Consider the following 22,695-nt stretch of genomic DNA (forward strand, 5'->3'; position numbering starts at 1 on the left):
AATAGGTGAGAAAATGGGGAAAAAATTAACACAACTGCTGCTTTTTCGTGATTTTGCACAAGATGCAGTGCTCAAAGCGTATGATGAAGCCGAAAATAGTAATGATAAGAAAAAATGGCATATTTTCTTTGAAGAGCTGATATCTAAGGGCGAGTCGCTGGGACTGTCAGGAAGATTGTTTCCCGCATATATTGTCTATCTGCTGGCGGGAGGCAATAACATGGCTGCCGATAATATTCAACGCGGCGGTCATGCAGGAAAAAGTGTGGGAAAATTGCTGGAAATGGATATGGAAGCCATTTATCCTGTTCTTTTAAAAGAAATAAAAAAATCGGAAAACATAGATGAAATATTAAATAATTATGAACCGGCATGTGAGTCTGCATTTGAAGCTTATAAGGAGCTGCGCTGCACTCTGGAATGTATCGATTCTGCTGCCGGTGCAGCGCAATGTCTGTTGAATCATTATAAGAAATTTGGGTCGGGAGAGCTGGCGCGTTATCGTGCTTTTTGCTGGCATAATAATACAGGTCTTATGGGGATAGAATATTTTGAAAAAATAAGAATGTCAGATCTGGTCGGCTATGAAAAGCAAAAAAAAATGCTGCGCAGCAATACTCAGGTATTTTTAGAAAACAGGCCCGCCAATAATATTTTATTGGCAGGTGCGCGAGGCACCGGAAAATCTTCAGGGGTAAAGGCCTTGGCCAATGAATTTTATAAAAAAAATCTGCGGCTCGTGCAGATAACACGCGATCAAATAAAAGTAATGCCTGAAATAATGAAAAAACTGAGATGTCTGGCTGGGTATAAATTCATCATTTTTCTCGATGATTTGTCGTTCAACGAGGGAGAAACAGAATATAAATATTTGAAATCTGTCATAGAAGGAGGCGTTTCTGCAATGCCGCAAAATGTGCTTTTATATGCTACTTCCAATAGACGGCATCTTATCAAGGAGACATGGAGGGACAGAGAAGATACGCAGGAAGAACTTTATCGCAATGACAGTGTGAATGAATCAATATCATTATCCGATCGGTTCGGCTTGATAATAAACTATGATGCACCCAGTCAGGATGAATATTTGTCGATTATTGACAGTTATCTCAAAAAAGCAGGAGTTGAACTCGAAAAAAAGGAACTGCGGCTTGAAGGGCTCCGTTGGGAAATGACACATTCGGGAAGAAGCGGCCGAATCGCCAGGCAGTTTGTTAACTGGTATTTAGGGCAGAAAAATAAGGATGATGATTAAAGCAGATTCAGGGATTTTTACCCTAAGCACCGTAAAGCCCCTTGCTTTAGCTATGGGGATATAAGGTGCGTCCGGCGAATTTGCATAAGCAATTGAAGCCGGACACAAGCTATGCATCTGTAGTCCATTATGTTAATATGAAGAAATAGTATCTCAAGAATCTGAAAACTTGAATAAGGGACGGAGAATATAGATGAAAACCTACTGCTTTAAACTCTACAAAGCAAAGCGTAATCAAAAACTTCACAGACAAATAAACGCGGCAGGTTTAATCTATAATCACTGCATTGTCCTGCATAAAAGATACTATCGCTTATTCGGTAAATTCCTGAACCTGTATCGGCTGCAAAAGCATCTGCCAAAATTAAAGAAGTTGGCAAAATACGGCTATCTGAAAGAAATCGGTTCCCAGGCCGTGCAGGATATAACTCAGAGGATAGACCGCGCCTATAAATTATTCTTCCATAATCTAAAACATAAAATACATGCGGCACCGCCGTCTTTCAGGAAGGTCAGCAAATATAAATCCTACACCTTAAAACAAGCCGGCTGGAAGTTGTCAGAGGAAAATACAATTGAAATTGCTAAAGAAAAATACCGTTATTGTAAATCCCGTGATATAGACGGACAAATTAAGACGATAACTGTTAAACGTGATGCGTTAGGCGATATCTATTTATACTTAGCTTGTGAAACTACTGAGAATAAAGTTCTGGTCAGAACAGGTAAAAGCGTCGGCTTTGATTTCGGTCTCAAGAAGTTTTTAAACAGCTCTGATGAAAAGGATATTATATCGCCGCTGTTTTTTCGCGAAAAAAGAAAAGTTCAAATAATCGGGCAAGGGCAAGACTGGAATTAGCACGGCTGCATAAGCATATAGCAAATCAGCGCAGCGCTTTCCACTGGCAAACGGCAGGATATCTTGCCGGTAAATATGCCTTGATCTGCATCGAAGATTTAAACCTGAAAGCCATGCAGAGGCAATTTGGCAGGAAAATAGCCGATCTGGGTTTTGCTGATTTTGTCGGCAAGCTGAAATATATGGCAGGTAAAACCGGTTCGGCAGTAGTTGAAGTGGACAGGTTCTATCCGTCCAGCCAGTTATGCTCTAGTTGCGGCTATCAAAATAAAGAAATTAAGAATCTGAAGATAAGGGAATGGATTTGTCCTCAATGCGGTATTCAGCATAATCGTGATAAGAATGCCGCTATGAATATAAAAGCAGAAGGAGAAAGAATCTTCCTAGCATCGTAAAACAATAAATATGGTTGGGGCATCAACCATTGCGGAGAGAACTCGTAAGACCTGTAGATAGTGGGCCAGGTTCGTTATCATCCCAGAATCCCCTGCCTTTAGGCAGGGAGAGTATGTCAAGAAGAACGAATAAACGGGACACGCCGGCATCACCATGTTCGAGAAGCTCAAGCTTCGTGTCTATGCCGCCGGCGCAGCCTGCAAAACTTCCGTCTGAGGCAACTGCACAATGGCAGGGCGCCGCCTATTTCTGCCAGACATTGTTCTCCTGCCGAGTGTTGCCGGAGGATTATTTTTAGTTGTAAATAAATTGAATAAAAAATAAAGTAGAGGTTTACTTTTTATTTTAAAAGCTGTATAATGTCCCTATAATCGTAAACGTTTACGTAAAAACATATTTAATTTTTGGAAAATTATCAATGCATAAAAAATAATTAATTTTATTTTAATATGATAATTTTTTATGAAAAAAGGAGGCACTATTAATTATGTCAGGAAATAATCAGCATATTTATTCCCGGCTCGCCTATTCATTCGGTGCGTTTGGTCATGATGCTTTTTATGCGACACTGTCGACGTATTTCATTATGTTTATCACATCACATCTTTTTGATAAAGACAGTGGCGCCATGGGCGCCGAAATGATCGGGTATATTACAATAATTATCATGGTTCTGCGAATCTTGGAATTGGTCATTGATCCTTTTATCGGCAATGCAATTGATAATACGCGTACGCGGCTGGGGCATTTCAAGCCGTGGATTTTGATCGGCGGCACGATTGGTTCTGTTGCTCTGGTAGTTTTGTTTACAAATATGGGAGGATTAAATACAAGCAATCCATATTTATATTTAGCGCTGTTTGCTGTCTTTTATATTATGATGGATATTTTTTATTCATTTAAGGATGTCGGCTTCTGGTCAATGATACCGGCAATATCCTTTGATTCGAGAGAACGTGAAAAGACGGCAACTTTTGCTCGTGTCGGTTCGCACATCGGTGCCAATATCGTCGGTATCGTGGTCATGCCTATAGTTCTGCTTTTTTCACAATACGAAAATCATGGACAGGGTGACAGCCAGGGATGGTTTGCCTTTGCGGTGGTTATCGGACTTGTTTCATGGATTTCGGCAATTGTCGTAGTTCTGGGAACCAGGGAAAATGAATCCGCTTTGCGCAAGAACAAAGAAAAAACTACATTCAAGGACGTTTTGAAAGTACTGGTGCGCAATGATCAGCTGATGTGGATAGCTCTGGCTTATGTATTTTATAGCAGCGGCATTCAGATTGTTAATGCGGTCGAACTTTATTATTTTACATTTATTGTGGGCAATGCCGCGCAATTCAGTATTTTGGCGACGATCAACACTGCCATTGGTATATTCATTGTCTTGACCTTTCCGACTCTGGCTAAAAAATTCAGCAGACGCAATGTTTTTTTTGCAGCCGTTGCTGTGCTGCTGCTGAGCATTTTTCTTTTCACTGTGGCGGGCAAGTCGCTGCCGCTGGTGCTGGCGGCAGGGGTATTGTTCTATATACCGCAGCCGCTTGTTTTCCTGTGTGTGCTGATGATAATGACAGACTCTGTTGAATATGGGCAATTGAAATTGGGGCACAGGGATGAGTCTTTGACATTGTCTGTTCGTCCGCTTATAGATAAATTTGGCGGAGCAATCTCAAACGGATTTATCGGAATTGCTGCGGTATGGGCAGGAATGACCTCAGGGGCTTCCGCAGAATCCATAACCGCGCAGGGCCAAATGGTCTTCAAAGTGATGCTCTTTGGTGTTCCGGCAGTACTGCTGCTGATATCGTGTTTGCTTTTCTATAAAAAAGTCACTTTGACAGAAGAAAAGCATGCGGAGATCGTCGATAAATTGGAAAAAACATGGTCTAATAAATTAAATGAAGAAAATTCTTCGCAGCTGTCTGAAGGAGCTGATTTGCTTATCAATGCACCGGTAAAAGGCCGTCTGCTGCCGCTGGAAAATGTTCGGGATGAAACTTTTTCTGTCGGAAAAATGGGACGCGGCTTTGCCGTACAACCGTCGGCGGATGAATTGTATGCACCTTTTGACGGCATTGTCGAAACGGTTTTTCCTACCAGACATGTCATGATCATACGTTCGGCAGGAGGGGCGCTGGTACTGATCCATATCGGCATCAATACTGCACAGCTGCGCGGCAATGGTTTTGCAACATATTGCGCACAAGGCCAGCATGTGAAGCGCGGTGAGCTGCTGGGCAGGTTTTCGCGTGAAGAAATACGAAAGGCGGGCTATGATGATACTGTAATGGTAACTATTACTAACGATAATGAAAAGCTGCGTTTGGAAATGCTCAAAACGGAGGGTACGGTCGAGCAGGACAGCCCTGTTTTGAATTTGAAATAAAATTTTATGCATAGCTGATAAAAATTTGCTGGGAGGGTGTAAATTGGCAATTACAGCAGAAGAAAAAACCGGTACTTTTCATTTGCAGACAGATAATACCAGTTATATTTTTCAGGTGATGGATAATGGTGAGCTGGGACAGCTGTACTATGGAAGCAAAATACATGTGCGTCCGCAGTATGTCAATTTATCTGTTCGTGAGCAGCGGAATGCCACGACTGCATGGAAATTGGAAAGACCGGATTTCCAGCCGGATGTATTAAAACAGGAATATGCCAGTTTTGGTAAAGGAGATTTCCGGTATCCGGCATATAAATTGATAGCAGAAAATGGCAGCGGGATTTCAGAATTCGTTTACAAACGATATGAAATAGTTGAAGGGAAAACACGTATTGCAGGACTGCCGTCTGCCTTTGACGACACTAAAGACGATGCGCAAACTTTAATTATCCATATGGAAGATGTTTTTTCCGGACTGGAGCTGGAGCTGTCTTACAGTATTTTTCCTCATCAGGATGTACTGGTCCGCAGCGCGCTTTTCAATAACTGCGGAAGTAAGGAGTTTACCCTGGCTGATGCTTTCAGTGCTCAGCTGGATCTTCCCGACTGTAAATACGATCTGCTTCATTTTTCCGGTTCATGGGCAAGAGAGCGTCATTTGCACCGCGCTCATCTTCGCCCGGGGATACAAAGCATTGGCAGTATGCGCACGGCATCGAGCGCTCAGCATAATCCTTTCATTATGCTGGCGCGTTCCGGCGCAGATGAAGATACGGGAGAAGTCTTCGGGTTCAATCTTATTTATTCCGGTAATTTTCTCGATCAGGTAGAGGTGGATCAGTTTGAAACAACCAGAATACTGCTGGGTATCAATCCGGCTGAATTTTCGTGGCGCCTCCTGCCCGGACAATCGTTTCAAACACCGGAATGTATATTTAGCTATACAGCGGCGGGGATGAATGGTCTCAGCCAGCAGCTTGCCCGTTTTTATCGGGAACATTTGCTGCCGGCGCGTTTCGCGGAAACGGAACGTCCTGTTCTGATCAATAACTGGGAAGCCACTTACTTTGATTTTGACGAAAAAAAATTATTGTCTATAGCAGAAAAAGCAAAAGAGCTGGGAATCGAATTATTTGTCTTGGATGACGGTTGGTTTGGCTGCCGCAACGATGATACAACCTCTCTGGGGGACTGGTTTGCCGATACCGATAAATTGCCTCTTGGGCTGGATCATCTTGCAAAACAGATTCATGCGATGCAGTTGAAATTTGGACTGTGGTTTGAACCGGAGATGATCTCTCTTGACAGCAGGCTTTATGACAGGCATCCGGAATGGGTGATCCATGTGCCGGGCAGAGCAATGTCACCGGGACGCAATCAATTTGTACTTGATTTTACGCGCCAGGAGGTAGTTGATTACCTGTTTGAGGCTATGGGCCGGATAATCGAAGATGCACATCTGGATTATATCAAATGGGATATGAACCGTCATATTACTGAAATGTTCGGTGCCTGCCTGGCGCCGGAGCAGCAGATGGAGATGCCCCACCGTTATATTTTAGGTGTCTATCAGCTTTATGAGCGTCTGACAAGTTCCTATCCGCATGTCCTTTTTGAGTCCTGCGCATCGGGCGGCGGACGCTTTGACCTGGGAATGATGTATTATGCACCGCAGGCGTGGGCCAGTGATAATACTGATGCGGCAGAACGCATGCTGATACAGTTCGGTACATCATACGGTTATCCGCAGTCAATGATGGGAGCACATGTTTCTGCTGTGCCAAACGGACAGACAGGACGTGTGACACCATTGGAAACACGGACAGCTGTGGCTTTCTTTGGGGCTTTTGGTTATGAATTGGACATAACTGCATTGTCTGCTGAGGAGACCTTTAAAATAAAAGACCAAATTAAATTTTATAAAAAATACCGGTCATTATTTCAGTTTGGAACTTTATATAGAATTGAGAGTCCCTTCGATGATGAGCAAAATGTAATGAGCTGGCAGGTTGTCAGTAATGATAAAAAACATGCTGTGGCCTGCCGCTGCCAGATCCTGAATCGCGCAAATCCGCCTTACACAAGAATTTATTTTAAAGGGTTGACAGCTGATCAGAAATATACAGTAAATGACAGCGCCGAAAAATTTTATGGCGATGAATTGATGAATGCCGGTTTTTTTGTGCAGCAGCTGATGGACGCGTGCAGGCATGCAGGAGTTTCAGCTGATTTTCAGGCGGCATTGTTTGTTTTGAAGGCAGTGGAGTAAAAAAATTTAGTTTTATTGGTCAGCGGGCAGAGTATTTTAACTGCTGACCAATTTTAAAATTTATTTACGGAAAAGAGGTCGACTATTTTGCAGGCAGATATAAATTGGCTGGATGATCCGGAAGTATTTCGCACAGGACAGTTGTTACCGCATAGTGACCATAGATTTTATAAAAATTACGATGAAGTTAAAAATGAGAAAAGCAGCTTTGTGCAGACATTAAATGGCAGCTGGCAATTTCATTTTTCTAAAAATCCTATGACAAGACCGGAAAAATTTTTTGCCGAAAATTTTGACAGCAGCAGCTTTGGCATTATAAAAGTACCGGGACATATAGAACTTGCGGGTTATGACAAAATTCATTATATAAATACACTATATCCGTGGGAGGGTCATTTTTACCGCAGACCGGCTTACAGTATGGGACCGGATAAAAAAGAAGAAGGAATGTTCAGCAAAGCGGAGGATAATCCGGTCGGTTCATATATCAAAAAATTTGCTCTGAAACCGGAATTTTTTGGTAAGAAGGTCAGAATACGGTTTGACGGTGTTGAAGAAGCAATGTTTGTCTGGCTGAACGGGAATTTTCTGGGATATGCCGAGGATAGCTTCACACCGTCGGAATTTGACCTGACGCCGTACATCAAAAAAGGAGAGAATAAATTAGCAGTTGAGGTATTCAAGCGCAGTACGGCTGCTTTTCTTGAGGATCAAGATTTTTTTAGATTTTTTGGTATTTTCAGGGATGTTAAATTGATAGCCCAGCCTGAGGTGCATGTTGAAGATCTGCTGATCGAGCCAAAAGTAACAGACAACTTTCAAGACGGCGATCTGAATATTCACTGTAAAATATCTGTAGGCGATGCGGCTGCGGGTGTCAGGTTCATTGTTAAGGATCGCGACGATAAAATACTTTACGAAAAAGAGCAGCAGGCCGGAAACAATATAAAAATAGACGGTGTCGTCTTCAAACAGGTTCATCTGTGGGATAATGCGGCACCATATCTGTACAGGCTGTTTATAGAACTTTTTCGGGCGGATGGAACCTTGCTGGAAATTGTACCATATGAATTCGGCTTCAGGCGGATCGAGATAAAGGATAAGCTCATTCTATTGAATGGCAAAAGACTTATCATTAACGGAGTCAACAGACATGAGTGGAGCGCGGAAACAGGAAGAGCCATAACATATCAGGATATGAAACGTGATGTTGATATTATAAAAAACAATAATATCAACGCGGTCAGGACTTGCCATTATCCTGATCAGGATATATGGTACAGGCTTTGCGATGAGCACGGCATTTATGTGATGGCAGAAAACAATCTGGAATCACACGGTTCATGGCAAAAAGCCGGAGAAGTCGAACCGTCATATAATGTACCGGGTTCTTTGCCGGAGTGGAGAGCGGTAGTCCTTGACAGGGCAAAGAATAATTATGAGCTGCTGAAAAATCATCCGAGTATCATTTTTTGGTCTTTGGGAAATGAATCATATGCCGGAGATAACATCGAAGCAATGAATAAATATTATAAGCAGACAGATTCTTCAAGGCTGGTTCATTATGAGGGTGTGGTCAGAAACAGAAAATATGACGGAGTTATTTCTGATGTTGAAAGCCGTATGTACGCATCACCTGATGAAATAGCAGATTATCTGAGCAATGATCCGCAAAAACCGTTTATATTGTGTGAATATATGCATAACATGGGAAATTCTCTTGGCGGAATGAGTTCATATATTCAGCTGATCGACCGTTTTCCTATGTATCACGGCGGATTTATATGGGATTTTATTGATCAGGCTTTGCTGGTGGAAGATGAGCTTACGGGGCAAAAGGTGCTTCGCTACGGCGGTGATTTTGATGATCGGCCCTCGGATTATGAATTCAGCGGAGATGGGCTGCTCTTTGCCAATCGAACCGAGAAACCGGCAATGCAGGAGGTGAGGTATTATTATGGAAAATACAAATGAGAAATTGAGAATAATATACGGAGACGGAAGTCTTGGCATCAGCGGCAGCAGTTTTCATTACATTTTCAGCTATGGCAGGGGCGGTCTTGAATCGTTGGTCATAAACGGCAGAGAATGGCTTTACAGAGAACCAAAGCCGACATTTTGGCGAGCTACAACCGATAACGACAGAGGAAACGGTTTTTCCAAAAAGTCGCTTCAATGGCTGGGCGCCGATATGTTTATTGATATAAAAAATATATCCGTCAGAGTGAATGATAAACTGATAGAATTTCCGGGACCGCCCGCAAACAATAAATATACAGGAAATGAATATGCCGATAAGGCCGAAGTGGCATATGAATATCAGACAATTACTATCCCTGCCGCATCGGTAAAGGTCAGGTATATTGTTAGATCCGACGGAAGCATTACGGTAAACGTTCATTACGCCGGAAACAGCTCTTTACCGGATCTGCCGGCAATGGGGATGCGTTTTATCATGCCGACGGCGGCAGCCGGATATGAATATGAAGGTTTATCCGGTGAAACTTATCCGGATCGAATGGCAGGCGGTGTATCCGGCAGATATAAAATAGAAGGAATGCCTGTCACGCCGTATTTGACACCGCAGGACTGCGGTGTTCATATGGATACCGATTGGCTGGAGATCATACGCGGTACTACGAAAAATAACGCGGAGAACAGAAAAGAAAATTTCCGCATAAAAATATGCAGCATTGACAAGCCGTTTGCATTCAGCTGTCTGCCGTATACTGCCGAGGAGCTGGAAAATGCGACGCATATAGAAGAACTGCCGCCGCCGAGAAGAACCGTTCTTTCGATACTGGGAGCAGTAAGAGGTGTAGGCGGTATAGACAGCTGGGGACAGGATGTAGAAACGAAGTATCACATCCCCGCCGGCAGGGATATCAGATTTAGCTTTATGATTACCGGAGTATGAAAAAATATATGGTTAAGTTTTTATAGGAGAGTATTATGGATATTTTAAAAGAAATAAAGAAAGTGTACGCAGAAAAATTTCAGAAACCGGCGCAGCATTTGTTTTATTCACCGGGAAGAGTAAATCTGATCGGTGAACATACAGATTATAACGGCGGTCATGTTTTTCCCTGTGCCATATCATTGGGAACGTATGGGGCTGCATCGTTGCGGGATGATAAAAAAGTCTGCTGCTATTCTCTGAACCTGCCGCAGAAGGGAATAATTACGGCTGATATAGATAAAATAGAAAATGAAAAAGGCAATGACTGGGCTAACTATCCGCTGGGCGTAGTAAAAACATTTCAAAATCATGGCTTTGCAATAGAAAGAGGATTCAATCTTGTGGTGTATGGCAATCTGCCGAATGGCGCAGGGCTTTCCTCGTCAGCATCATTGGAAATGCTTACGGCAGCGGTACTTAAAAAATTTTTTGCCCTCACGGTCGACACTCTGGAAATGGTGAAAATGTGCCAGGAGGCAGAAAATAAATTTGTGGGTATGAATTGCGGTATACTGGATCAATTTGCGGTGGGCATGGGAAAAAAGGATCATGCCATGTTTCTGGACTGCAACACACTGCAATATCGCTATCTGAAATTGGTGCTTAAAGAATGCAGTATAGTAATAACAAATACGAACAGCAAACACAGCCTGGTAGATTCAGAATATAATCTGCGCCGGAGCCAGTGTGAGGAAGCATTGAAGGATATTCAGCAGGTACGCCGGATAAAGAGCCTGGGGGAATTGAATGAAGCTGATTTCGTACAGCTGCAGGGGGCGATAAAGAATCCGGTATGCGTGCGGCGGGCCAGACATGCCGTGCTCGAAAATCAGAGGACAATAAAGGCCGTATCAGCTTTGGAAAATGATGACTTGGAATTATTCGGGAAGTTAATGAATGAATCGCATGTTTCTTTGCGGGATGACTATGAAGTGACGGGACAGGAATTGGATACACTTGCCGAGCTGGCATGGCAGCAGGACGGAGTTATAGGTTCACGTATGACGGGGGGCGGTTTTGGCGGCTGTACGGTGAGCATAGTAAAAAATGATTGTCTTGAATCATTTAAAGCAAATGTAGCAAAGCTGTATACGCAGAAAATAGGCTATGCGCCCGAATTTTACATCGCAGACATAGGAGACGGCACTAAACTGCTTGAATAATGAAGGACAGTCAGTTAAAATAGTTTCGACAGCTAAAATTAAAACTTGCGTTCGGTGCCACCGGACGTAAGCTTTTGTTTTAACGAAAGACGATATTAAATTTAAAATATATTCATGTATTGAGTTTTGCTCTGGAAAACGGCTGAATAAATGAAAAGCGGGGATTTGAAATGGCAGTATTGGTATGCGGCGGAGCCGGTTATATAGGTTCACATATGGTGGATGAATTATTAAAAAAAGGAGAAGAACCGATTGTAGTTGACAATTTGCGTACAGGACACAAAAAAGCTGTACCGGCGGCTGTGCGGTTTTATCAGGAGGATATTCGGGACAGCGGAGCCATGGACAAGATATTTACTGAAAATGACATAGAGGCAGTTATTCATTTTGCGGCCTGTTCGCTGGTGGGCGAAAGTATGGAAAAACCGCTTTTGTATCTGAATAATAATGTATACGGGATGCAGGTGCTTTTGGAAACAATGGTAAAGCACGGTGTAGATAAGATAGTATTTTCTTCTTCGGCTGCAACGTATGGAGAACCGCAAAGCATACCAATAAGAGAAACGGACCCGACGGAACCGACTAATCCATATGGTGAATCCAAACTCATAATGGAAAAGATGATGAAATGGGTTTGCTTAAAACATGGTGTTCGCTATGTTTCGCTGCGATATTTTAATGTGGCGGGAGCTTCAGAAGACGGGCATATAGGTGAAGATCACAAGCCGGAAAGTCATCTTGTGCCGATTATTCTGCAGGTACCTTTGAAAAAACGTGAAGCTATAACTATATATGGACAGGATTATCCGACTGAGGACGGGACATGTGTGAGGGATTATGTGCATGTGGCAGATCTGGCGGACGCGCACATGAAGGCTATAAATTATCTGCGGGCAGGCGGAAACAGTGATATATTCAATCTGGGCAGCGGCAATGGTTTTTCCGTGAAGGAAATGATCGATGCGGCACGCAAAGCCACGGGCGAAGACATACCGGTGATCAGCGGACAGCGCCGCTCCGGTGATCCGGCAAGACTTGTGGCTTCCAGTGAAAAAGCAGAAAAAGTGCTGAAATGGAAGGCAAAATATACAGACATGGAAAGCATAATAAAAACTGCATGGAAATGGCACAAAAATCATCCAAATGGATTTTGTAAATAATCGGAGAGATGTTTTATGGATATAAATCATGAAATAAACAGATTGCTGAATTTTGCGCAGCAGCAGGAATTGCTTGAAAATGCAGATAAAATATATTCTGCTAATCTTCTGCTGGATGTGTTGCGAATAGATACTTTTTCAGAGGAAAAAATCGATGAGACATTAAAAGACGCGTCGCCTATTCTCAATAATATCATTGGATATGCTGTATCCAGTGATATTATTGAAGAGACAGGAGAGCGGAGAGACCTTTTTGATACGCGCATTATGAATTGTGTGATGATGCGTCCTTCGGAAGTGATCAGAAAATTTAACGGATTATATGCACAATCTCCGCAGGAAGCAACTAAATTTTTTTATGCGATGAGCATCGCTTCGAACTATATAAGAAAAGCGCGCATCGAAAAAAATATTGTCTGGAAAACAAAGACAGAGTATGGCTGTTTGGATATAACCATAAATATGTCTAAACCCGAAAAAGATCCGCGGGATATAATAAAGGCAGGGCAGAGCAGGACATCATCTTATCCGCTATGTCTGCTCTGCCGTGAAAATGAAGGATTTGCCGGACGCATAGGACATCCGGCCAGACAAACACACAGATTGATTCCCGTTGATTTCGGCGGGCAGGAATGGTTTTTGCAGTATTCACCTTATACATATTATAATGAGCATTGCATAGTGCTGAATAAAAAGCATATACCCATGAAAATATCAAGAGCCACATTTGAAAATTTATTGCTTTTTGTCAGTAAATTTCCTCATTATTTTATAGGATCTAATGCGGATCTGCCTATAGTGGGGGGATCAATTCTTTCCCATGACCATTATCAGGGCGGGAATTATACATTTGCAATGGCAGTGGCATCAATAGAAAAAAGATATAATGTTGATGGTTTTTCGGATATAATAATAGGACGGGTAAAATGGCCTATGTCAACTATCCGTTTGATCGGCAATGATAGAAAACGTTTAGCAGATTTGGCTGAGCATATTTTACTGAAATGGAGAGGCTATTCTGATCCCGGCGTCAGTGTACTGGCTGAAAGCCAAGGTATTCCCCATAACACTATCACACCGATTGCCCGCAGGAAGAATGGGCAGTATGAGCTGGACCTGGTACTGCGCAATAATCGTACCACGGATGAATATCCCATGGGGATATTTCATCCTCACAGCGAGGTGCACCACATAAAAAAAGAAAATATCGGTCTTATAGAAGTGATGGGGCTGGCAGTATTGCCGCCAAGGCTGAAAGCAGAGCTGGCGGCAATAAGGGAAGCTCTCCTGAGTAAAAAGAAAGATATAGGCAATGAACCGGCAATAGAAAAACATGCGCAATGGTACAAGAAAATGTATGAAAAATATGATGATTCTATTGACAAAAATAATATTACTGATATCCTTAATAGCGAAGTAGGTAGAATATTTATGCAGGTGCTGGTGCATGCCGGAGTTTTTAAGCGTGACGGCGCCGGTCTGGCTGCTTTTGATAAGTTTATGGATGATCTATAATTTTGTTTGAGGATGATAAGTTGATGAAATCTACGACGATAATAGATGTGGCAAAACATGCCGGCGTATCTGTAGCTACTGTTTCGCGTGTAGTAAATGGGAATTATCCTGTTAAGGAAGAAACGAAAAAAAGAGTGCTGGATGCCATAAAGGAACTTCATTATGTGCAGAATATACAGGCCCGAGAGCTGAATACACGGCAGTCTACCACCATCGGCGTAGTTGTCCCCAGTTTATTCAATATGTTCTTCGCCGAAGTCTTCGATGGCATCGAAGAATATATAAAACACTATAATTATTCTATGCTCATCACCTGCGCAAAGGATAATCCGCTTAAGGAAAAACAGTGCATGCAGGAGCTTCTGTCACGCAATGTCTGTGGGATTATTAATATATCACCCAATACTTATGCCGTTGAAGCATCGTTTTATGATCAAATTTCAGCGAGAGTACCGACTGTGTTTATAAACAGCTATGTTAAAAGACCTGGCATATCGTATGTTTCAAATGACGAAGCATCGGGTACGAAACTGGCTTTAGAGCATTTGATCGGATTGGGACACAGGCATATATTGTTTATCCGGGGAATGAGCAGTGATTCTTATGAGATCAAAGAAGAAATATACCGGAAAATGATGACGGAATATAAGGTCAAGCCATATGTACTGAATATCGGTGAGGGCAATGTGGAAAAGACTGTGGATAATACATTGGCAAAGGTAATGATGGCGATAAAGAGCGGCAGAAAGATAACGGCAATATTTGCCTGTAATGATCTGATGGCGACGGGAGCTATAAACGGCTGTTATCGTCTGGGTATAAAAGTGCCTGAGGACATATCTATAATCGGTTTTGATAATATATCCATAAGCAGGTTCATCGAGCCGAAGCTTACCACTATAGATCAGAATATGTCTTTGCTGGGGCAGTCGGCAACAGCGCTGCTGATGGAGAAGATAGAATCAAATAATACCGTAAGTGATGAGATTATTTTGGAAAATACACTGATAAAGCGAAATACTACCGCACCTGTGAAAAGATAATATAGAATAAATACTGAATGAACATTATAAAAAGATGCTGCCTTGCTTTAAAAAAAGCAAGGCAGCATCTTTTTTATAATGTCAATGCCGCACTGCGCATTCTTCGACAAGATATGCTATGGATTGATAGCATATGCCGCTTTTGGCAGCCAGACCTACCTCACATGTGCGGCTGTTGGAATAACCGTGTTTGCAGCCGGAAGGTATTTCTTCATTAAGATGATCCAGCGCAGATTCGTTAAGTTCCGGTATCTTAAAACCTTTGTCTCCGGCAAAACCGCAGCAGCGCACTCTTTCGGGGATGATTACTCTGGCGGCACAAGCCTCGGCTATAGCGCGAAATTTTTCGATCAATCCCATCTTTCTGGCACTGCAGGTAACATGAACCATAATTGTCTCATCAGTTTTCTGCAAGTTCAATTTATCAAGCAGGAAATCATGAATAAATTCAACCGTATCATAGATTTTCAATTTTTTGTCCATAACTCTTTTCATACGGTAAACACAGGGACTTGTGTCGCATAAAATAGGATATTCTCCGTCGCTGCTGCAAGTCAGCAGCAATTTTTCCAGTTTGGCACTCAGCCGATCCGCCGCTTCAAAATGCCCTTCACTTTCAAATGGCATGCCACAGCAATATTTATCCATATCCTCGGGAAGTATGACATCATAGCCTGCCTTTTGCAGCAGAGAGATCATAACATCGCCAAGCTGTCTTTGATCGTCGTCATCCTTTGCCGGACCCATCATGCGGGTGACACAGCTGGGATAGTATACGACCTTTAGTCCGATGCCGGTTCCCCGATGAGAGGATTTAGGCGTGCTGCCGCTTTTGGGCATCCATTTTGTCCAGCGGGGAATTTTTTCACCGCCGATATCATGCAGCTTGCCGGCTATATAGTCCATAGCATGTGTGCCGATAACCGTATGCGCTATGTTGGCACCGGTGAGACCGAGTTTCACCATACTGCTGACACCGGAGAAATGCTCCGTTATAAAAGCTGCGGTATCTTTCGCGCGAGGTGTAACTGCCATGGAACGCTTCTGTTTTGTGAAATTGCCCGTGTTTATAGAGACAGGGCAGGTGGTTTGGCACAAACCGTCGACAGCACAGGTTTCATTGCCTAAAAATTCATAATCTTTTTCAAAACGTTTAAGCAGCATGGGATCTTCGCCTGTAGCTTTCAATCTGGCTATCTCACGCTGTGTTGCAATACGCTGGCGCGGTGTGAAGGTGAAATTGCGTGAGGGACAATTGATTTCGCAATAACCGCATTCTATGCATTTATTGATGATATCATGGGTAGGCAGCATAGATTTTATATTTTCGACAAATAAATTGCCATTTTCTGTAATGATCACATCCGGATTCAAAATATTGTCCGCATCAAAAGCTTTTTTCAGACGGGTCATGATGCTGTAAGCTTTTTTACCCCATTCGAATTCGACAAAGGGAGCCATATTTCTTCCTGTTCCATGCTCAGCCTTTAAAGAACCGCTGTATTTTTCAACAACGAATGAACAGATATCTTCGATGAATACCTTATAACGATCTTTATCCTCAGAGGAACTAAATGATTGGGTAAAAACAAAGTGAACATTGCCGTCAAGTGCATGACCATAAATAATGCCGTCCTCATATCCGTGGCTGTTCATGCATTCACGCAGTGTCATTACAGCATCTGCCAGTTTTTCTTTGGGGAAAGCCACATCTTCGATAATAACTGTTGTACCGATTTCACGTATTCCGCCGACAGCCGGAAATATTCCCGCCCGTATCTGCCATAATAGTTCATATTCAGCCTTTACATCAGTGAATTCGATCGGCATAAGCGGTGACATAGAGGCTAGTTTTTCCTTGACCTGCTCGATCTGCTTTCTGAGAGCTGTTTGATTTTCCGCACGTATTTCTACAAGCAGCGCAGCTGCATTTTCCGGCAGAGTTTTTATATATGAAGGAACACCGGGCCAGTCTTCGACTGATTTTAAAGCTATACGGTCAAGTAATTCAGCCGCTGATACGAGAGGACGGGAAAGCTTCATTACAGCAAGACACGCCTCACGCATATCAGGGAAAAACATTAGAGAGGAAGCTTTATATTTGTGATCTAAAACAGTTCTGTAGGTGATTTCTGCTATTAAAGCAAGTGTCCCTTCCGAGCCTATAAGCAGATGTTTTAAAATATCGAAGGGATCATCATAGTCAACAAAGGCATTGAGACTGTACCCCGTAGTATTCTTGATCTTAAATTTATGGGAAATAAGGTCTTCCAATTTTTTATCGGCATGTATTTCTTCATGCAGGGCAGTCAATTCCTGCAGCATTTCTTTGTGACCTGCAGCCCAATTCTTTTTTGAAACGGCATCAGCGGTATCAAGCAGCGAACCGTCCGCAAAAACAAGCTTCATATCTTCAACTGTTTTGTAACTGTTGTCCGCAGTGCCGCAGCACATGCCGCTGGCGTTATTGGCAGCCATTCCGCCTATTCTGGCATAATTTATAGAAGCCGGATCGGGACCGATTTTTCTTGAATAAGGGCGGAGATACAGGTTTGCTTCAGAACCGATGATACCAGGCTGAAGTGTGATTTTTTGGCCGTTGTCAGCAATAGAATGATTTTGCCATCCTTCTGATATGACAACAAGAATAGAGTCGGTGAGTGCCTGTCCGCACAAACTTGTTCCGGCAGCCCTGAAGGTAAGAGGCAGGGTTTGCTTTTTTGCTTCTTTTATGAGCAGCGATACTTCCTTGAGATTTCTTACCTTGACTACTATTTTTGGCGTTATATGGTATAAGCTGGCATCAACGCTGTAAGCATATGTTCGCACGGGATCGACAAAAACTTGTTCCGCTGGTATAAAATGAAGAATATTGTGGCAAAATGTCTGATATTGTGCCGGCAGATCAGCAATATCACGTCTATCTGGTTTCAATTCCATGAGCAATCACCCCTGAGTTAAAAGTTTTCAGCCAGATGGATAATGTCAACGGAAAAAAGTCATTAATCAAAATTATCCAACAGGCATACAATCAGAAATATATTTAATGTAGTGCTGTTAGTATAATTCTCCTTTGATTATAAGGTCAAGTGCGCTGAAAAAAGGCAATTTTTAAACTGGGGTGAAACAGTATATGAGGCTCCAAGCCATATAACAGAAGTAAAATACCAGTTTTTTTATGCGAAGGATATGAAATCATAGAGTGCAATAACGTTCTGATATAAAAAAAATATGTATAGCCATAATATATTTTTGTAGCAGCTCATTCATCTCCGTTTAACTCGATAATGTCAATGCCGGACTCTTTCAAACGGGCTATTTCATCAACATCCGCGCCTTTGCATGTTATTATGGAAGAAATTTGATCAGTTATTTTACAGACGCATCGGGTGCGAAAAAAATAGTTTTTTATGAACCGATCCCGACAACCGGCTGGAGCATGGCTGCCGTAGCCGATGAAAATGAATTTTTTGCACCGGCAAGACAGGCTCTTAAAATAATGGCGGGAATATCACTGGTGATCATTATTCTTGTTTCGGCATGCGTATTGTGGGCCATAAGAAAAATGCTCAGACCTCTTTCGCCGATGCTTGGTGAAGTGGATGCTTTGGCGCAGGGGGATTTTGGCAGACGTGAACCGCAGGTCCATACAGAAGATGAAATCGGTACTTTGGCCGAGGCTCTTTATCATATGCGTGACAAGGTGCGCAATGTACTGGTATCTGTATGTGATTCGACAGAAACTCTGGCAGCTTCCGTCGAAGAAATAAATGCCACGACCGAGCAATCTGTACAAGCCTCCAGTCAGGTGGCTGATTCTGTTACCAATATAGCAGTAAGTGCGGCAAATCAGCTGAAAACATTAAAAGATGTTGAGCAGTCGGCCGGCAATCTTTCCGATAAGATACATCAGATTTCAGGAAAGGCCGACGGTGCTGTCGCAAAAGGAAAAGAAGCGGAAAAGATAGTTACGGCGGGCAAGAATGAGATAGATGAGGCCGTATCAGAAATAAGGCATATTGAAGAAATAACGGAACAGTCAGCTGCCAATGTTAATTCTCTGGGAGAAAGATCAAAGGAAATCGGCAGCATAGTAGATACTATATCGGCAATTGCCGAACAAACCAATCTGCTGGCCCTGAATGCAGCTATTGAGGCGGCCCGTGCAGGAGAACAGGGGAAGGGATTCGCAGTAGTAGCAGAAGAAGTAAGAAAACTTGCGGAATCTTCTCAGGCGGCAGCCCAGCAGATAGCCGATATTGTAAAGGTTATACAGCTGGATACGGACACTGCCGTCGCCAGTATTCAGGACGGAAAAAATCAGGTCAAGATAGGCACTGAAAAAATAGTCAATACGGAAAAAACTTTTGAAAATATAGTGGGTTTCATCCAGGCCGTATCTGCGCAGATACAGGACATATCCGGCGCGATAAGCGAAATGGACGAACACAGCAGGCTCATTGTCGAACATACACGTACTTTGGGCAGCGACAGCGAAAAAACAAGTGAGGCAGCGGAAAGTGTGTCGGCTGCTTCAGAAGAACAGTCCGCATCAATGAATGAAATTGCCAATGCCAGCAGATCTCTGGCTCAAATGGCGGAAAATTTACAGACACAGGTTCAAAAATTTAAAGTCTGAGTTAATTTGAAACTAAAAAGAATATGATGAAGCTGTTCTGGTACTAATCTTAGGATGGAGACGGAAGCATCTGCGTTTGTCTAGAGCAATTGCTTCCGTCGGATGGGATTTTAATCCCACCATTTATTTAAAATTGGGCATAAAAAAGCACCCTTAAGGGTGTTTACTTTGATAAAGCTTTATTGCCAAATATCATTTTAATATTTAATGATCTTATGTTACCGCATTTTCTGCATGTAAGCTTCAAATTCCTACTTGTTTTAGTGGCCAATATATAACTATTACCACAAATAGAACAGGGGTTATCATTAAATCCTTTTTTGTATAGTGCTGCTAGGATTTCTCCAGTTTCTCTATTACTTTTTTCGTACACAATATAATTCCTTTCTTTAATATATATTGATTATAGCATAAATCAAATAGTAAATATAGTATAATGTTTTTTTAAAAATAATTATTATTGAAAAATAAAGGAAATAAATTTTATATAATAAACGATAAGAAACGGTGGATAGCCTTATCCGGTTACTTGAAAGAACCATAGCTGCCAGATAAAATTTTTGAGGATTAATTCTAATTTGATACGGGTAAATGTATTTACCAGAACAGCTTGAACATTTATTGAATTGACTTAGTGTCAACTCTATGCTACACTTAGTTTACATAAAGAGTGTTTTATTCTGAAAATAAAGATAGTGGTGTCTGTGAAAAGCCCTTTTTGTTAAAGGGCTTTTTTTTGTACAAAAAATTATTGTAAAGAAAAAAGAATAATATAAAAAATAGGAATTATTGTTACAGGCGATATATCGATTAATGTGGAGATTAATACCCACTAAAGCGTCAAATGTAGCCGTTTAATTTTTACTTATCCGTGACCGTTGCGAAACAGCACTGGGGGAATTTTGTTTATTTTATAGGAGAAAACACAGCTGATGAAGAAAATAGTTGAATCTTTATCAAAAGCAGATAAAAATTTTTATCATGAACTTTTTCGAAGACCGCAAGCTAATCCTATTCTTTCTGCAGCTGATTGGCCATATGCTGTTAATAGTGTATTTAATCCGGCAGCAACTGTATATCAAAAAAAAATATTGCTTTTAGTGAGAGTGGAAGACAGAAGGGGATTTTCTCATCTGACGAAAGCAATCAGCCTCGATGGCATGCGGCATTGGAAAATAGATCCAAGACCAACATTTGAATCAGATGCTGAGCACTATCCGGAAGAACAGTGGGGTATTGAGGATCCAAGGATCACTTGGCTGGACGAGATAAAAAAATATGCTGTTGTTTATACCGCATATTCTAGCAGTGGACCCTTAGTTTCAATTGCGTTGACTGAAAATTTTATAAATTTTGAGCGCATAGGTGCTGTTACATTACCAGAAGATAAAGATGCCTCATTGTTTTCTAGAAAAATCAAAGGGAAATGGTGGCTTATCCATCGGCCTGTTATCCAGGGACATAATGGCGGAGCGCATATTTGGGTTTCACAATCAGATGATTTGATATTCTGGGGAAAACATAAGGTTTTATTATCTGCGAGATCTGGAGCTTGGTGGGATGCAAATAAAATTGGGGCCAATACCCCGCCTATGGAAACTGAAGACGGATGGTTAGTTTTGTATCACGGTGTAAAAATAACAGCTGCTGGCAGCATCTATCGTTTGGGATTGGCTTTATTGGATATAGAAAATCCTCTGCATGTATTACGGCGTAGTGAAGAATGGATTCTTGGTCCAGAAAAAAAATATGAAAAGGAGGGGGATGTCGATGATGTAGTTTTTCCATGCGGTTGGATCTATAATGCGATTACAGATGAAATAAGAGTATATTATGGGGCTGCAGATACATCTATTGCAGTAGCGATAGCTAAGAGAAAAGATTTGCTTAATTATCTGCGAAATTGTCCTATTCCCGATAAAATTGACAAACGTTAAAATATAAGAAAGGTTATACAATGAAAGCATTATTTTTAGCTGGTGGACTGGGAAGCAGACTCAAAGAAATGACAAAGGAAATACCAAAACCTATGTTGCCTATTTTAGAACAGCCGTTATTGTCCCGAACGATCGAAAAATTAAAAACATATGATATTAATGAAATTGTAGTGAGTATTTGTTATTTACCACAAAAGATTAAGGAGTATTTCGGTGATGGAAAACGTTATGCTATAAAAATATCCTATCAAAAAGAAAATAAACCTTTGGGAACAGGCGGAGCCATTAAAGCCGCGGAGAAATTTTTTTCAGAAACTTTTTTTGTTTTTAATGCAGACATTGTAAGTGATATTGATCTGAAAGCAATGCTCTGCTTTCATCAGAAAAAAAAGGCTGCGGTCACCATTGCCGCAACGCATGTAAAAAATCCGGCAAATTACGGTGTTATTGAATATGATAAAAATGGATATATTACCGAGTTTAAGGAAAAACCCAGACCGGGAGAAACGCAATCACATCTTATTAATGCAGGTATATATATTTTTGAACCAAAGGTTTTCGAGGAAATAAAAATGGGTGTTTACAGTTCTGTAGAACAGGATATATACCCATTATTGCTGCAAAAAAAATATAAACTAGCAGTTTATGATCATTGTGCATATTGGCGTGATTTAGGTACACCTCAAGATTATTTGATCTTTCATCAAGATATTCTTAATAATAAAGTTAATTTTTTTATTCAAAATTTTTCCGGAGAGAATATTTTTGTTGGACAAAATACATGCATTGGTGATAAGGTGCAGCTCATAGCTCCTGTATATATAGGAGCAGGCGTTATTATTGAACCTTATAGCGTAATAGGACCATATACAGTACTCGGAAAAAATACTGTTGTAGGTAAAGGTGCCAGTTTGAAAAATTGTGTCACTTGGTCAAATGTAAAAATTGATAATTATGCAAAAATAGATGGAGCGGTTATGACACCTGGATGCATTATAAGTTCAAATAAAAATTCACCTTATGAGAAAATTCTTGATAAAAAAATCCAGAATTTTGTGTAAAATAATTTTAATCTAGGATAATTTAGAAATTTTTTTGAAAGAAGGAA

At 41.5% G+C, this 22,695-nt stretch carries 16 protein-coding genes; 15 read left to right on the forward strand and 1 reads right to left on the reverse strand.

The genetic code is table 11. The annotated features are described in order from the left end of the window. Window positions 1-13: 13 nt before the first annotated feature. From NXG61_RS06930 to NXG61_RS06985, 12 genes are all read left to right on the forward strand, one after another. A complete protein-coding gene (locus NXG61_RS06930; RefSeq protein ID WP_196603540.1) occupies window positions 14-1,255 on the forward strand; it encodes an ATP-binding protein in 1,242 nt (413 codons plus the stop codon). A 193-nt stretch (window positions 1,256-1,448) separates the two neighbouring features. Then, window positions 1,449-2,114, forward strand: a complete 666-nt coding sequence (locus NXG61_RS06935) for an RNA-guided endonuclease InsQ/TnpB family protein (protein WP_307223102.1) — start codon at window positions 1,449-1,451, stop codon at window positions 2,112-2,114. Further along, window positions 2,105-2,509 (forward strand): RNA-guided endonuclease TnpB family protein, encoded by a 405-nt coding sequence (locus NXG61_RS06940; RefSeq protein WP_307223213.1) that lies wholly within the window; start codon window positions 2,105-2,107, stop codon window positions 2,507-2,509. Before NXG61_RS06935 ends, NXG61_RS06940 begins: the two co-directional genes overlap by 10 nt. Window positions 2,510-2,622: 113 nt before the next feature. Beyond that, the gene (locus tag NXG61_RS06945) at window positions 2,623-2,808 is read left to right on the forward strand and encodes a hypothetical protein (protein WP_307223104.1); all 186 of its coding nucleotides are present in this window, start codon (window positions 2,623-2,625) and stop codon (window positions 2,806-2,808) included. 189 nt (window positions 2,809-2,997) lie between these two features. Beyond that, window positions 2,998-4,902 carry a PTS sugar transporter subunit IIA gene (locus NXG61_RS06950; RefSeq protein ID WP_196603541.1) on the forward strand — a complete coding sequence of 635 codons (1,905 nt, stop codon included), beginning with the start codon at window positions 2,998-3,000 and terminating at the stop codon, window positions 4,900-4,902. Window positions 4,903-4,945: 43 nt separating this feature from the next. Beyond that, window positions 4,946-7,171, forward strand: a complete 2,226-nt coding sequence (locus NXG61_RS06955; protein WP_307223106.1) for an alpha-galactosidase — start codon at window positions 4,946-4,948, stop codon at window positions 7,169-7,171. A gap of 87 nt (window positions 7,172-7,258) precedes the next feature. Beyond that, on the forward strand, window positions 7,259-9,145 hold the full coding sequence (locus NXG61_RS06960; RefSeq protein ID WP_307223108.1) for a glycoside hydrolase family 2 TIM barrel-domain containing protein: 1,887 nt from the start codon (window positions 7,259-7,261) through the stop codon (window positions 9,143-9,145). Continuing rightward, window positions 9,129-10,088 carry a beta-galactosidase small subunit gene (locus NXG61_RS06965; protein WP_307223110.1) on the forward strand — a complete coding sequence of 320 codons (960 nt, stop codon included), beginning with the start codon at window positions 9,129-9,131 and terminating at the stop codon, window positions 10,086-10,088. Before NXG61_RS06960 ends, NXG61_RS06965 begins: the two co-directional genes overlap by 17 nt. Window positions 10,089-10,123: 35 nt before the next feature. Then, a complete protein-coding gene (locus tag NXG61_RS06970) occupies window positions 10,124-11,293 on the forward strand; it encodes a galactokinase (protein ID WP_196603545.1) in 1,170 nt (389 codons plus the stop codon). Window positions 11,294-11,463: 170 nt separating this feature from the next. Then, the gene (gene galE / locus NXG61_RS06975) at window positions 11,464-12,453 is read left to right on the forward strand and encodes a UDP-glucose 4-epimerase GalE (protein WP_196603546.1); all 990 of its coding nucleotides are present in this window, start codon (window positions 11,464-11,466) and stop codon (window positions 12,451-12,453) included. Between the two features lie 15 nt (window positions 12,454-12,468). Beyond that, a complete protein-coding gene (galT, locus tag NXG61_RS06980; protein ID WP_307223113.1) occupies window positions 12,469-13,968 on the forward strand; it encodes a UDP-glucose--hexose-1-phosphate uridylyltransferase in 1,500 nt (499 codons plus the stop codon). Between the two features lie 23 nt (window positions 13,969-13,991). Further along, window positions 13,992-15,011: a LacI family DNA-binding transcriptional regulator gene (locus NXG61_RS06985; RefSeq protein ID WP_307223115.1), complete on the forward strand. Its 1,020-nt coding sequence runs from the start codon at window positions 13,992-13,994 to the stop codon at window positions 15,009-15,011. Window positions 15,012-15,092: 81 nt separating this feature from the next. On the opposite strand, the gene NXG61_RS06990 is transcribed toward NXG61_RS06985, so the two are convergent. Further along, the gene (locus NXG61_RS06990; RefSeq protein ID WP_307223117.1) at window positions 15,093-17,951 is read right to left on the reverse strand and encodes an FAD-binding and (Fe-S)-binding domain-containing protein; all 2,859 of its coding nucleotides are present in this window, start codon (window positions 17,949-17,951) and stop codon (window positions 15,093-15,095) included. 421 nt (window positions 17,952-18,372) lie between these two features. Between NXG61_RS06990 and NXG61_RS06995 the strand changes: the two genes are divergently transcribed. The 3 genes from NXG61_RS06995 to NXG61_RS07005 all read left to right on the forward strand — a co-directional run bounded on the left by NXG61_RS06995 (window position 18,373) and on the right by NXG61_RS07005 (window position 22,648). Next, complete coding sequence (locus NXG61_RS06995) at window positions 18,373-19,650, forward strand: methyl-accepting chemotaxis protein (protein ID WP_307223118.1); 1,278 nt, start codon at window positions 18,373-18,375, stop codon at window positions 19,648-19,650. A 932-nt stretch (window positions 19,651-20,582) separates the two neighbouring features. Next, complete coding sequence (locus NXG61_RS07000) at window positions 20,583-21,587, forward strand: glycosidase (protein ID WP_196603557.1); 1,005 nt, start codon at window positions 20,583-20,585, stop codon at window positions 21,585-21,587. 20 nt (window positions 21,588-21,607) lie between these two features. Beyond that, window positions 21,608-22,648, forward strand: a complete 1,041-nt coding sequence (locus tag NXG61_RS07005; protein ID WP_196603558.1) for a sugar phosphate nucleotidyltransferase — start codon at window positions 21,608-21,610, stop codon at window positions 22,646-22,648. Window positions 22,649-22,695 lie beyond the last annotated feature (47 nt).

This window comes from Pectinatus haikarae, from assembly GCF_050916305.1.
In the GTDB taxonomy this organism is placed as follows: domain Bacteria; phylum Bacillota; class Negativicutes; order Selenomonadales; family Selenomonadaceae; genus Pectinatus; species Pectinatus haikarae.